This window comes from Paraburkholderia antibiotica, assembly GCF_012927125.1.
Lineage (GTDB): Bacteria > Pseudomonadota > Gammaproteobacteria > Burkholderiales > Burkholderiaceae > Paraburkholderia > Paraburkholderia antibiotica.
The window spans coordinates 289,235-301,910 of sequence record NZ_JABBFZ010000002.1; the positions used below are offsets into that span (position 1 = coordinate 289,235).

Here is a 12,676-nt window from a genome sequence, read left to right on the forward strand (position 1 = left end):
GTGTTGCCATGCCGCCGGTACGATAAGTCGGCACGATAGATCGGCGTAAGCACGATAAACCAGCGCCTCAAGCTCGGCTCAAAGCCTCTGGCTCCAGCCAGCCTTTTTCAGCGCCCTTCAGACAGCATCGGCTAGCACCGCGCATACCCGCCCGAGTCCGGCCGTGACCGCTCGGTGCCTCGCGCGATACCACGCACTGATACCGCGCCCAATACCACTCCGCGTCGCGCATTTTTCATTGCGCATATTAGCCCGCGTTTATTGCGCAGATCGGCTTTGCGCTAGCACGAAGTTTTTCATACCGTTGTATCTGCAACGGCACTGAACTTGCTGCACCTTGTGTTTCGACGCGATGCGTTGAATCCCACGCGTCGTCAGCCTGCATTGACCTTTCAATGGAGTCAACAGACCGTCATGTCCACGCATACCGAATGTCAGGATTCGGGCGACGCCACCGCTTGCGGATCGAGCGACGCATCGCCCAACATGCCGCCCAACCAGTCGGCCAACGACTCACCCCACGACCACCCCGACGCGTCCGCCGCCCCCCCTTCGCAACTGTCGCGCCGTCGCTTCCTGCAATCGGCCGCGGCAGCCGCGACGATCGGTGCCGCACCGCATCTGCGCGCGCAAACCGAAGCCCCCGCCGCGCCGCCGCTGCCAAGCAATCCTCCGGTGCCGCCGCGACCGGTCACGCTGAACGTGAACGGTCGCGCATACACGCTGCAACTCGAAGCACGCGTGACGCTGCTCGACGCGTTACGCGAATACGCGGGTCTGATGGGCACGAAGAAGGGCTGCGATCGCGGCCAGTGCGGCGCGTGCACCGTGCTTGCCGACGGCCGCCGCATCAACTCGTGTCTCACGCTCGCGGTGATGCACGAAGGCGAGAACATCACGACCGTCGAAGGACTCGCGTCGAGCACCGGCATGCTGAGCCCGGTGCAGCGCGCGTTCATCGAACACGATGCGTTCCAGTGCGGCTACTGTACGCCGGGCCAGTTGTGCTCGGCGACCGCGCTGCTCGACGAATTCCGCAACGGCACGGCGAGCACCGTCAGCGCCGACGTACGCACACGCCCCACCGCCCTCACCGACGACGAAATCCGCGAGCGCATGAGCGGCAATATCTGTCGCTGCGGCGCGTACGCGAACATCGTCGCCGCGGTGCGCGCCGCGCACGGCAACGCGTAAGGAGACCGAAATGGATGCGATCTCCTACGAACGCGCCGGCGATATCGCGAGCGCCGTGCGCGCCGCACAACAACCGGGAGCGGTGTTTATCGGCGGCGGCACCAATCTGCTCGATCTGATGAAGGGCGGCGTCGCGCGACCGGTGCGGCTCATCGACATCACGCACATCGGCGGACTCGACTCGATCGCGAGCCTGCCTGGCGGCGGCATCCGCATCGGCGCACTGGTGCGCAATAGCGACGCCGCCAATCACGCGCTGGTGCGCGAGCAGTATCCGCTGCTGTCGCAGGCGTTGCTCGCGGGCGCGTCCGCGCAGTTGCGCAACATGGCGACAGTCGGCGGCAATCTGCTGCAACGCACGCGCTGCGGCTACTTCTACGACACCGCTTTCACGCAATGCAACAAGCGCGCGCCCGGCAGCGGCTGCGCGGCGCTCGACGGCCACAACCGCATGCACGCGATTCTCGGCGCGAGCCCGCAATGCATCGCGGTCAATCCGTCGGACATGAGCGTGGCGCTGGCCGCGCTCGATGCGCTCGTGCGCGTCAGCGGTCCCGGCGGCGAGCGCGTGATCGCGTTCGGCGAGTTTCATCGGCTGCCCGGCGAGCGGCCCGACCTCGACACCACGCTGCAGCCCGGCGAGCTGATCACCGCGGTCGATCTGCCGCCGCCGCTTTTCAGCGCGCATTCGCACTATCTGAAGGTGCGGGATCGCGCCAGTTACGCGTTTGCGCTGGTGTCGGTGGCGGCCGCGTTGCAGATGGACGGCGAACGCGTGCAAAGCGCGCGCATCGCGCTCGGCGGCGTCGCGCACAAGCCGTGGCGCGCGAGCGGCGCGGAGCAGTTGCTGAGCGGCCAACCGCTCACCCAGGCCACGCTCAGAAGCGCGGCGGCGGCCGCATTGAGCGGCGCACAGCCGCGCCGCGACAACGCTTTCAAGGTGCAGCTCGCGCAACGCGCGATCGTGCGTGCAGTCAACCAGGCCGCCGGCAACGCGGGAGGTGTCGCATGAATCTGATCGGACAGCCGCTCGATCGCGTCGACGGCCTGCTGAAGGTGACCGGCGACGCCCGCTATGCGGCCGAATTCCCCGCCGCGCGACTCGCGCACGCGGTCCTCGTGACCAGCACGATTGCGAGCGGCCGGATCGCCTCGATCGATCGCAGCCGCGCCGAGGCATTGCCCGGCGTGCTGCTGGTGATGACCTACCAGAACGCACCGCGTCTGCCGAACGGCGGCAAGCCGACGCTCGCGCCGCCCGCCGGCCGGCGCCTGACGCTTCTGCAGGACAACGAAGTGCATTACAGCAACGAGCCGGTCGCGGTGGTGGTCGCCGATACGCTCGAACATGCGACCGATGCCGCGCGCCAGTTGCGCATCGTCTATCAGCCGGGCGCGGCCGCGCTCGACTTCGAGCAGGCGAAGGCGCACGCGCATGCGCCGGACAAACCGCAGGGCCGTCAGACCGACACGCAGCGCGGCAGTTTCGAGGACGGCATGCGCGCCGGCACCGTGCATATCGACGCCACCTACACGACGCCGATCGAGCACCACAACCCGATGGAGCCGCACGCGACGATGGCGGTGTGGGACGGCCCGCAACTGACGCTCTACGATTCGACCCAGGGCGTGAGCGGCGCCGCGCAGGCGGTCGCGAAGACCTTCGGCATGTCGGCCAGCGACGTGCGCGTGATCTCGCCGCTGATCGGCGGCGGCTTCGGCTGCAAGGGCTCGTCGTGGTCGCATGTGTCGCTGTGCGCGATGGCCGCGCGGCAAACCGGCCGGCCGGTGCGGCTCGCGCTGGAACGGCCGCAGATGTTCGGCCCGGTCGGCGCGCGCCCGCGCACGGAGCAGCACTTCGTGATCGCCGCGCGGCACGACGGCACGCTGACCGCGATGCGTCACGACAGCATCTCGAACACCTCGATGATCGAGGACTGGACCGAGACCTGCTGCATGGTCACGCGCATGCTGTACGCGGTGCCGAACCAGATCACCACGCACCGGCTCGTGCAGTTGAACCTCGGCACGCCGACCTTTATGCGCGCGCCCGGCGAAACCACCGGCTCGTTCGCGCTCGAATCGGCGATGGACGAACTCGCGGTCGCGCTGAAGATGGACCCGCTCGCGCTGCGTCTGAAGAACTATGCGGACAGCGATCCGCAGGAGCACAAGCCGTGGTCCGGCAAGTCGCTGCGCGAGTGCTACCAGATCGGCGCCGAGAAACTCGGCTGGTCGCGTCGCCCGCTCGCGCCGCGTTCGATGCGCGACGGCAACACGCTGATCGGCATGGGCATGGCGACCGCGACCTATCCGGCCAACCGCAACGAAGCGTCGGCGCTCGCGCGGATCCTGCCGGACGGCACCGCGATGGTCGCATCGGGCACCCAGGACCTCGGCACCGGCACCTACACGGTGATGACCCAGGTCGCCGCCGATGCGCTCGGCTTCGCGCCCGAGAACATCCATTTCGCGCTCGGCGATTCGACGCTGCCGCGTGCGCCGGGCTCGGGCGGCTCGCAGTCGGCGGCGAGCGTGTCGCCGGCGGTGCGCGACGCGGCGAGCCAGGCGCGCAGCCAGCTGATCGCGCTGGCGCTGGCCGATCCCGGCTCGCCCGTGCACGGCCTCGCGCTCGACGACATCACCGTCGCGAACGGCTGGGTCGTGAGCCGCTCGCAGCCCGGCAAACGCGATCCGGCCGCGGCGATCATCGCGCGCGCGGGCGGCAAGCCGATCGAGGCGAGCGCTACCGCCAAACCCGGCGACGAAAAGCAGCAGTACTCGTTTCACTCGTTCGGCGCGATCTTCGTCGAGGTGCACGTCGATGCCGAGCTCGGCACGATTCGCGTGCCGCGCGTGGTCGCGGTCTACGACGTCGGGCGCGTGCTCAACGCGAAGACCGCGCACAGCCAGATGATCGGCGGCCTCGTGTGGGGCATCGGCGCGGCGCTGCAGGAGGAAAGCACGCTCGATACGCGCTACGGGCGCTTCACCAACGCGAATCTCGCCGAGTATCACGTGCCGGTGAATGCGGACATCGGCGCGCTCGACATCACCTTCATCGACCGCCCCGATCCGCATATCAACTCGCTCGGCGTGCGCGGCATCGGCGAGATCGGCATCACGGGCGTGGTGGCGGCGATCGCCAACGCGGTGTATCACGCGACCGGCGTGCGGGTGCGAGATCTGCCGATTACGCTGGATAAGGTGATGGGGGTGGAGCGGGTTTGAGGGTGGCGGGGGATGTGGCCCGTCGTTACCTGTTACCTATCTGCGGGCTCGACACTGCCACCGGGCGGGGGGGTGCTGTATGGACCATGCGGGGCATGTGAGCGTATGGGGCCGGTGCGGGAATGCGGACGCGCGAGACATGCGGGTGTGCGGTGTGCGGTGTGCGGTGCATGAGAAGCATACGGCGACCGCCTCCCGCGCCGCCCGCATTCGCGCTTGCCTCGCCCCCCGTTGCGCCGCACAATCGGTCTCATTTCCCTCTTCCGGTATCCGCCGATGGCCTATGCCTCGCTCGCCACTGGCGTTCTGCTCGCCGCCGGCGTCGGTTCGCGCTTCGATCCCGACGGGCTGCACAACAAGCTGCTCGCGCGTCTGCCCGACGGCACGCCGGTCGCGCATGAGGCCGCGCATCGGCTGTTGCGGGTCGTCACGCGGGTGCTCGCGGTGGTGCGCCCCGGCTCCGACGCGCTGGCCCGCGTGCTGAACGACGCCGGCTGCGACGTGGTGTTCGCGGCGAGCGCCGGGCGCGGGATGGGCGCGAGTCTCGCGGCGGCCATCGCGGCCAGCGACGAGGACGACGCCGACGGCTGGATCGTCGCGCTCGCCGACATGCCGCGCATCGCGATTCCGACGATCGAAGCCGTGGCCCGCGCGCTCGACGGCGGCGCACCGCTCGTCGCGCCGTTCTACGACGGCCAGCGCGGCCATCCGGTCGGCTTCGGCGCCGGGCATCGCGACGCGCTGCTCGCGCTCGACGGCGACACCGGCGCCAAAGCGCTGCTGACGACGCAGACGCTGACGCGCATCGACGTCGACGATGCGGGGATTTTGCGGGATATCGATACGCCGGAGGATTTGCGGAGGATTTAGCGGCCGCTTGCCCCCATCTCTCGTTGCGCGCATACTGTATATCCATACAGTATTTTTGCCGTCATGAAGCGTATCCCGATCGAACCTACTTTCGCCGCCTGGCGCCGCGCGGCGCGCGAGGCGTTGTGCGAAGGTGTCGAGCCGGAGTCGGTTGAATGGGTTGAAATCGAACCGGCCGCCGGCGTCAGCGTCCCTGTTGTCGCGCCGGGCCTCGCCGCCGGTACCTCTATCACGCCGGAGCAAGGCCTCGCCGCCGAGATCCCTATCGCACCAGGCCTAGGCCTCGCCCCCCATTCCGGTGAAGCCGTGCGAGCTGCCGAGACAACCCAAGCAGCTTCGACCGAACCGGGCAACCCAACCAGCCTAGCCAACCCCGCCAACCCCGCCAATCCGAGCAATCCGAGCAATCCGAGCAATCCGAGCAATCCGAGCAATCCGAGCAATCCAGCCAACCCAAGCACCCACCCCACCCCCGCGATCCCCCGCGAACTGCTCGCCCACCTGAAAGCGGCCGCCTGCTTCCGCGCGGACGATCGCTGGGCACTGCTCTATCGCATCCTGTGGCGCTGGACGCGCGGCGAGCGCGCGGTCGTCGACCCGGCCGACCCCGACGGCGCGCAACTCGCGCAACGCGTCGACGCGATCGAGCAGGAAACCGCCAGTGTCGTGTTGCGCACGCTGTTCCGACGGCGCGATCCGTCGATGGGGCCACCGGAGTTCGTCGGTTGGGACGAGCCGCATCATGATCTGCTGGAGCGCGCGGCGCGGCGCTTCGTCCATGGCATGGGCGACTCCACGTGGATGCTCGCGACCCCACGCGGCGCGGCGTTCTGGAACGGCATGCTGCTGCGCATCGGCCGCCCGGCCGCGGAAGAACGCATCGAGGCCGCCTGCACGCTGCCCGCGAGCGCGATGCCCGGCGAAGCCATCACCCGCGAGCCGGGCGAGGCGCTGTGGCTCGCCTGGTACGCGGACGCCGTCAACGGTCGCGCGACGCCGGTGCCGCTGCGCTACTGGCGCATGCCGGCCGCCGGTCCGCCGCTGCCCGCGCATCTCGCGCGCGAACGCACTCGCGTCGGCGCACAGTGCGCGGCCGTCAGCGTGCCGAAGGCGCCGCCCGTCGAAGTATCGGCACTCACGCCGCCGTTCGAGGAGCCGAGCGGCGCGCTCGCCACCTGCCGACGCTGCGGGCTGTGGCGCAACGCGAAGCAGGCCGTCGCGGGCAGCGGCCCCGTCGATGCCGCGATCATGGTGCTCGGCGAGCAACCCGGCGAATACGAGAACCAGCACGGCGAACCGTTCGGCGGCGCGGTCGGCGAACTGCTCGACGCGGTGCTCGCGCGCGCCGGCCTCTCTCGCGCGGCGCTGTATCTGACCTATGCGGTCAAGCATTACAAGTGGGAGCTGACCGGTTTGCAACGGAGCGGCCAGCAGCGCGTGCATCGCACGCCGGTGCGCAGCGAGGTCGAGGCATGCGAGTACTGGCTCGAACGGGAGTTGAGCGAGGTCGCGCCGCGCGTCGTCGTCGCGCTCGGGCCCACCGCGCTGAAGGCGCTGACCGGCGCGCACGTCAACCTGTCCGAATACCTCGGGCTGACGATCGCGCATCGCGGGCGGCTGATCGTGCCGACCTGGCATCCGTCGTATGCGCTGCGCACCGCCGATGCGCGGCTGCGTGAAAACATCGTCGCCAACATCGCGGCGGCGTTCGGGCGGGCGGCGCAACTGGCCGCGCGTGTCACGGCGCCTGAAACAGAGGCGTGCACATGAAATCGACGAACACGCCGACGAACACGCGCCGCTTCGACGACATCTGCCGGCTCGACGGCCACAGGGTCGGAAACTGGCCGGGCGCGATCATGTAGCCGTCGAGCACCATCACGAGCGCGCCATCACGAGCGCGCCGCTCGCATGCGCCTCACGAGCGAGGACAGCCAGGACCATCCCGGCGCGGGAATGACACACGCCGCCAGCTTTCGGCGCAACGCGGGCACAGCGGCAAAAAAACACCTCGCCGGGCACACCGCTTGCGCAGCCGACAACCGCGCAATCCGCGACGATTCCGCCTAAGCTGGTGTGACGCCGCGTTTTTTGCGCGCACGCTCGCCGCACGTCCGCAGCCCGTCTGCAAGGCGCCCCGAACCCACCGCACGCCCCATGAGCGAAACCAGCCCACGCCTGTTCATCGTCTCGCCCCACTTCGACGACGCCGTCTTCAGTTGCGGCGCATTGCTCGCCGCGCATCCCGACGCCGCGGTCTGCACGGTGTTCGCCGCGCCGCCCGAACACGATATGCATACCGACTGGGACCAACGCTCCGGTTTCACGAACGCGCACGAGGCGATTCACGAACGCACGATCGAGGACAACCGCGCACTCGAACTGCTCGACGCGATTCCGCTGCGCATGCCGTTTCGCGACAGCCAGTACGCCGATTCGCCGTCGATCAGCCAGATGGCGGCCGCGCTCGAGGAAACCATCTACCGCACCACCGCCAACACGCTGCTGATGCCGCTCGGCCTGCATCACGAGGACCATGCGCGCGTGTTCGAAGCGTGCTGCGAAATCCTGCCGCGGCTCACGCATCTGAACTGGTTCGGCTACGAGGAAGCGATCCACCGCTGCACGCCGGGCGTGGTCCAGGCGCGACTTGCCGATCTCGCGCAACGCGGCATCGTCGCGACGCCGGCCACGCCGAGCATCGGCCATACAATCGACGCGCAGCGCCGCACGCAGCTCAAGCGCGAAGCGGTCAACGCGTATGCGAGCCAGTTGCGCGCGTTCGGCGTCGGCAATTACGACGACGTGTTCGCGACCGAGCGCTACTGGCAGTTGAGCGTCGGCCGACGCCACGCGAAAAGCGCAAAAAAGTAGGAAGCAGGAAGCGTGGCGAACGCCTACGCTTGAAGAAAATGGCCGGCGCGGGCGCTGAACCCCGCTCGTTCATCGGCGATCCGGTTCGCCGGCCGACGCCGCAGGCGCGCATTTCAAACCGCAAAGGTGACGCAATGAGCTACGACATGCACACCAGCCCGATTCCCGACCCGAACGCCGATCCGAATCGCGATCCGGAAGCCGATCCGCTCGTGCCACCGGCGCCGGGTCATCACGTCGAGGAACCGCAGCGGCCCGACGGACCGCCGGATAAGGATCCGGTGTGAGCGCAAGGTTGATTGCTCGGGTCGCTCAGGCCGCTCGCGTGAACGGCGGGCGGTGAGCGACGAGCTGCGCACGATTGGTGGCGGCCGGGATGTTCAGGAGGTCGATGCAGCGCCGCGCCGAAGCTTTGCAGCAACTCAGGCGGCGCTGAGGCAGCACCCACCGCCCCACGCCACCCCGCTCAGCGCATCAATTCGCTAAAGCCTTCCAGCAGCCGATCCATATCGGCCGCGTGAAGATTGCCCATCGTCGAAATGCGGAACAGTTCCGCCGACAACCCGCCCTGCCCCGCATAGATCACGAAGCCGCGCGCCTTCAGTGCATCGTGCAGTTGCGGATACGCAATGCCGTTCGGCAAGCGATACGCACGCAGCACCACCGACGACTGCTCCGCCGGCAACACACTGCCGACGCCGCGCTCGGCCAGCCCCGCGCGCACCTGCTCGGCGAGCGCCGCATAGCGCGCATGCCGTGCGCGCCAGCCGCCCTCGTCGGCGAGTTCGCGCAGCGCCTCGACGAGCGCGTAATACGCATGCACCGACGGCGTGAACGGCGTATTGCGCTGATCCTGCAGCCGCGCGAGCCGGCCGAGATCGAGGTAGTAGGTGCGGCTCGCCGCCTGCGCGAGCGCCGCGCGCCGCACCAGCACGAACGACGCGCCCGGCACGCCGTGCAGGCACTTGTTGGCGGTCGCCGCGACCGCGTCGAGGCTCGCGTCGGTGAAATCGATCGTCTCGGCACCGAAGCTGCTCACGCCGTCCACCAGCAGACGCAAGCCGCGCGCGCGGCACAGCGCGCCGAGCGCCGCGATGTCGTTCAGGCGCCCGGTGGTCGTCTCGTGATGGATCACCGCGACGTGCGTGAACGACTTGTCGGCGTCCAGACGCGCGGCGATCTGCGCGAGATCGGGCGCATCCATCCACGCATGCTTCAGCGTTTCGTGCGCGATCCCGTATTGCGTCGCGATCTGCGCGATGCGCTCGCCGTACACGCCGTTTTCGACCACCAGCAGCTTGCCGTTCTGCGGCACCAGCGCGGCCGTCATGCTTTCGACGGCGGCCGTGCCCGAACCGGTCATCAGCACCGCCTGCCATTCGTTCGGATCGAGCCCGTACACGCCGACGAGACGCGTGCGCGCTTCTTCCTGCAGATCGAAAAACTCGCTCTCGCGATGGCACAGGTCCGTCTGCAACAGGCTGTTGCGGACGCGTTCGGTGAGCGTCACCGGACCGGGGTTGAGCAGCAGCATCGACATTCCTTTAGCAGTGAGTTCAGAGCGCGCCGATGTGGCGCATCAGGCGCGTCTTCACATCGGGCGGCGTGATGGTCGGACGCGGCAGGCCGTCCGGCGTGCCGCGGCGGATCGTCAGGCGTGCGAAGCGGGGACCATTCAGCGGCGCTGCCGCGAACAACGCGTCGAGCACGGCCGGATCGTCGCTTTCCACCGCCGACGCATAACCGCACGCGGCCGCCACGCCCGCGAACGACACCTGCGACGACACCGTCGCCTGACCGCCGGTCGAGTCGTGCGCGCCGTTGTCGAGCAGCACGTGCGTGAGATTCGACGGACCGTACGCGCCGAGCGTCGCGAACACGCCCATGCGCATCAGCGCGGCGCCGTCGCCGTCGAGCGCGACCACCCGCAGGTCCGGACGCGCGAGCGCGAGACCGAGCGCGAACGGCGTCACGCAACCCATCGAGCCGACCATGTACAGCTGGTTCGCGCGATCGTCGATCGCATAGAGTTCACGGCCGCAAAAGCCGGTCGACGCGAGCACCACCGTCGAGTCGAGCGGCGTATGCGCAATCACCTTTTGCAGCGCGTCGTAGCGCGTCGCCAGCTGGTCCGCCGCGACGCCGCGGAATTCGGCGCGCGGCGCAACCGGCGTCTTGCGCGCGGGCGCGCCGCCGTCCTTCAATTCGTACGGCGCGACGCTGCCCTTCTGCATCACCAGCGCGTATGGCCGGCCGGTCGCGTCCATGTGCGCGGTCGCGCGATCGAGCGCCGGGCCGATCGCGTCGGCCTCGGTCGGGAAGGTCTCCCACGGAATTTCCATCGTGTCGAGCATCGCCGGCGTGATCGGCCCCATCAGCGCATGCTGCGGCTCATCGGCGACGCCGGGCTGACCGCGCCAGGTGACGATCAGCAGTTGCGGCAGACGGAACGTCCACGTCAGCGACGTCAGCGGGCTCACCGCGTTGCCGAGCCCCGAGTTCTGCATCATCGTGATGCCGCGCCGGCCGTTGCGCGCACCAAGCGTGACGCCCGCGATCAGCGCGACTGCGTCGCCCTCGTTGGCCGCCGACACGTAGTGCAGCGAATCGTCCTGCAGCACGTAGTTGATGAACGGCGTCAGATACGAGCACGGCACGCCCGCATACCAGTCGAAACCGCGCTCGCGCGCCGCCTCGACGAACTGTGCGGCTTCGATCATTGCGCGCCTCCGTGCGCGGCGTTGCCGTCGACGCCGACGGCCGTCGCGAACGGTGCCTGCGCGTGCGCGAAATCGCCCGCGCGGCGGAAGTCGTCGAGATCGTTGACGCCGCGCCAGTGGCCGTGCACGTATTGCACTTCGATCGATTCGCCCGCCGCGATCAGCGCGTTGAGCAGCGCGGGCATGTCGAGCGACGCGAAATCGTCGCGTGCCTGCAGTTCGTGCATCACGGCCTGCAAACGCTCACGGCCCGCGCCGCGCACGTTCAGGAGTCCCATCCAGCGGCCGTGCGGCGCCTGGGCCGCGAACGCCGACGACTGCTCCTCGCTGCTCGCGACGTGCCTCAGCACGACCTTGGTGCCGAACAGACCGCGGTCGTCGGCGGCCGAGCACCACGCGAAATCGCGCACGCTGGCGTTTTCCGTATCGGTCAGCGACGAATCGACGACCACGCTGAACTCGGCCTCGCTCTCGACCAGATCGCGCAGGATGTAGCTGCGGAACAGGAGGTCGCCGTACGAGATCACGGTGTCGCCGGTGAGTTTGTCCAGCGCGCACGCGAGCGACGCGAGTTCGCCGGTCTGCGCATGCTGCTCGTTGACGACGAGGCGGATGCCGGCGGTGTCGATCGCATCGGCGCGATAGCCGCCGACCACGGTGATGTCGTTGACGCCCTGCTTCTTGAACGCATCGACGAGCCAACGCAGCAGCGGCTTGCCGGCGATTGGCAGCATCACCTTCGGACGGTCTTCGGTGACCGCTTCGAGGCCCTTGCCGCGGCTCGCGGCGAGCACCACCGCCGAGCCGGCCGCGCGGCCGCTCGACAGATAGCGGTCTTCCGCTTCCGAATATTCGTCGGCGTCCTGCAGACGGAAAATTTCGTTGACCGCGGCGATGCTGTCTTCGACGTTCACCAGCGTTTCGCTCGTGTGGATTTCCTTCGCGACCGCCTGCATCGCCGAGGTCGCCGCGCGGATCAGATGGTTCGCCCAGATCACCGTGCTGATACCCGCTTCGCGGAACACTTCGGTCGGCGTGCTGTAGTACTTGGTCGGCACAATCACGAGCGGACCGCGGCCGGCCCATTCGCGCGCGAATTCGAGAATTTCATCGGGACGCGACAGCTTGCTGTGAATCAGGATCGCGTCCGCGCCGGCACGGCGATACGCTTCCGCGCGACGCAGCGCTTCGTCCATCCCCCAGCCGGCGATCAGCGCCTCGACGCGCGCGACGATCGAGAAATTCTCGTCGGTTTGCGAGTCCTTGCCGGCCTTGATCTTGCCGCAGAATTCGTCCATGTCGGCGAGCGGTTGCGCTTCGCCGTTGATGAAGCTGTTGGTCTTCGGAAACTGCTTGTCCTCGATACACACGCCGGCGATGCCGCGCTGTTCGAGCTTGCGCACGAGGCGGCGCACGTTGTTGAAGTTGCCGTAACCGGTGTCGCCGTCGAGCAGGATCGGCAGATCGCTCGCGTCGGCCATGAATTCGAGCGTGTCGACCACCTGGGTCCAGCTCGCCTCGTTGTTGTCGCGCACGCCGAATTGCGCGGAGATCGCGAGGCCCGAGCCCCAGATCGCCTTGAAGCCGGCTTCGCGCACGATCCGCGCGGACAGGCCGTTGTGCGCTTCCATCATGAATTCGAGTTCGTTGCTGACGAGCATCTGGCGCAGACGTGCGCTACGGGATTGGGAAACGAAGGCGGGTTCGCGTGCATTCATCTTTTTCGCTACTCCTGGTGGCGGGCTTATTGGCGTTTTTCTGTGCCCGGCTGCGACGGGAAAAGGGCG

11 protein-coding genes are annotated in these 12,676 nt (G+C 68.3%); 7 read left to right on the forward strand and 4 right to left on the reverse strand.

The window, feature by feature from the left end; translation table 11 throughout:
• The first annotated feature begins 414 nt into the window (after window positions 1–414).
• From HHL14_RS05350 to HHL14_RS05370, 5 genes are all read left to right on the forward strand, one after another.
• Window positions 415–1,194 carry a 2Fe-2S iron-sulfur cluster-binding protein gene (locus HHL14_RS05350; RefSeq protein WP_407945261.1) on the forward strand — a complete coding sequence of 260 codons (780 nt, stop codon included), beginning with the start codon at window positions 415–417 and terminating at the stop codon, window positions 1,192–1,194.
• Between the two features lie 10 nt (window positions 1,195–1,204).
• The gene (locus tag HHL14_RS05355) at window positions 1,205–2,206 is read left to right on the forward strand and encodes an FAD binding domain-containing protein (RefSeq protein ID WP_169496531.1); all 1,002 of its coding nucleotides are present in this window, start codon (window positions 1,205–1,207) and stop codon (window positions 2,204–2,206) included.
• A complete protein-coding gene (locus tag HHL14_RS05360; protein ID WP_169496532.1) occupies window positions 2,203–4,425 on the forward strand; it encodes a xanthine dehydrogenase family protein molybdopterin-binding subunit in 2,223 nt (740 codons plus the stop codon). Before HHL14_RS05355 ends, HHL14_RS05360 begins: the two co-directional genes overlap by 4 nt.
• Window positions 4,426–4,701: 276 nt before the next feature.
• Window positions 4,702–5,295: a nucleotidyltransferase family protein gene (locus tag HHL14_RS05365; RefSeq protein ID WP_169496533.1), complete on the forward strand. Its 594-nt coding sequence runs from the start codon at window positions 4,702–4,704 to the stop codon at window positions 5,293–5,295.
• A gap of 63 nt (window positions 5,296–5,358) precedes the next feature.
• Window positions 5,359–7,065 (forward strand): uracil-DNA glycosylase family protein, encoded by a 1,707-nt coding sequence (locus HHL14_RS05370; RefSeq protein WP_169496534.1) that lies wholly within the window; start codon window positions 5,359–5,361, stop codon window positions 7,063–7,065.
• On the opposite strand, the gene HHL14_RS05375 is transcribed toward HHL14_RS05370, so the two are convergent.
• A complete protein-coding gene (locus HHL14_RS05375; RefSeq protein ID WP_206002210.1) occupies window positions 7,034–7,177 on the reverse strand; it encodes a hypothetical protein in 144 nt (47 codons plus the stop codon). The two genes, HHL14_RS05370 and HHL14_RS05375, sit on opposite strands and share 32 nt — an antisense overlap.
• Window positions 7,178–7,452: 275 nt before the next feature.
• On the opposite strand from HHL14_RS05375, the gene HHL14_RS05380 reads away from it, so the two are divergent.
• Window positions 7,453–8,169, forward strand: a complete 717-nt coding sequence (locus tag HHL14_RS05380; protein ID WP_169496535.1) for a PIG-L family deacetylase — start codon at window positions 7,453–7,455, stop codon at window positions 8,167–8,169.
• Between the two features lie 134 nt (window positions 8,170–8,303).
• Window positions 8,304–8,456 (forward strand): hypothetical protein, encoded by a 153-nt coding sequence (locus HHL14_RS05385; RefSeq protein ID WP_169496536.1) that lies wholly within the window; start codon window positions 8,304–8,306, stop codon window positions 8,454–8,456.
• A gap of 179 nt (window positions 8,457–8,635) precedes the next feature.
• On the opposite strand, the gene HHL14_RS05390 is transcribed toward HHL14_RS05385, so the two are convergent.
• Genes HHL14_RS05390 through aepX form a run of 3 tightly spaced genes read right to left on the reverse strand, consistent with a single transcriptional unit; the run spans window position 8,636 to window position 12,607 of the window.
• Window positions 8,636–9,703 (reverse strand): 2-aminoethylphosphonate aminotransferase, encoded by a 1,068-nt coding sequence (locus HHL14_RS05390; RefSeq protein ID WP_169496537.1) that lies wholly within the window; start codon window positions 9,701–9,703, stop codon window positions 8,636–8,638.
• Window positions 9,704–9,725: 22 nt separating this feature from the next.
• Window positions 9,726–10,889 carry a phosphonopyruvate decarboxylase gene (gene aepY / locus HHL14_RS05395; RefSeq protein ID WP_169496538.1) on the reverse strand — a complete coding sequence of 388 codons (1,164 nt, stop codon included), beginning with the start codon at window positions 10,887–10,889 and terminating at the stop codon, window positions 9,726–9,728.
• Complete coding sequence (gene aepX, locus HHL14_RS05400) at window positions 10,886–12,607, reverse strand: phosphoenolpyruvate mutase (RefSeq protein ID WP_169496539.1); 1,722 nt, start codon at window positions 12,605–12,607, stop codon at window positions 10,886–10,888. The genes aepY and aepX overlap by 4 nt, the downstream gene beginning before the upstream one ends.
• Window positions 12,608–12,676 lie beyond the last annotated feature (69 nt).

Excerpts from the sequence above, each read along its gene's own strand:
- aepY (WP_169496538.1), bottom strand. The coding sequence starts at position 10,889 with ATGATCGAAGCCGCACAGTTCGTCGAGGCGGCGCGCGAGCGCGGTTTC.
- HHL14_RS05365 (WP_169496533.1), top strand. The coding sequence starts at position 4,702 with ATGGCCTATGCCTCGCTCGCCACTGGCGTTCTGCTCGCCGCCGGCGTC.
- HHL14_RS05380 (WP_169496535.1), top strand. The coding sequence starts at position 7,453 with ATGAGCGAAACCAGCCCACGCCTGTTCATCGTCTCGCCCCACTTCGAC.
- HHL14_RS05385 (WP_169496536.1), top strand. The coding sequence starts at position 8,304 with ATGAGCTACGACATGCACACCAGCCCGATTCCCGACCCGAACGCCGAT.
- HHL14_RS05355 (WP_169496531.1), top strand. The coding sequence starts at position 1,205 with ATGGATGCGATCTCCTACGAACGCGCCGGCGATATCGCGAGCGCCGTG.
- HHL14_RS05370 (WP_169496534.1), top strand. The coding sequence starts at position 5,359 with ATGAAGCGTATCCCGATCGAACCTACTTTCGCCGCCTGGCGCCGCGCG.
- aepX (WP_169496539.1), bottom strand. The coding sequence starts at position 12,607 with ATGAATGCACGCGAACCCGCCTTCGTTTCCCAATCCCGTAGCGCACGT.
- HHL14_RS05360 (WP_169496532.1), top strand. The coding sequence starts at position 2,203 with ATGAATCTGATCGGACAGCCGCTCGATCGCGTCGACGGCCTGCTGAAG.
- HHL14_RS05390 (WP_169496537.1), bottom strand. The coding sequence starts at position 9,703 with ATGCTGCTGCTCAACCCCGGTCCGGTGACGCTCACCGAACGCGTCCGC.
- HHL14_RS05350 (WP_407945261.1), top strand. The coding sequence starts at position 415 with ATGTCCACGCATACCGAATGTCAGGATTCGGGCGACGCCACCGCTTGC.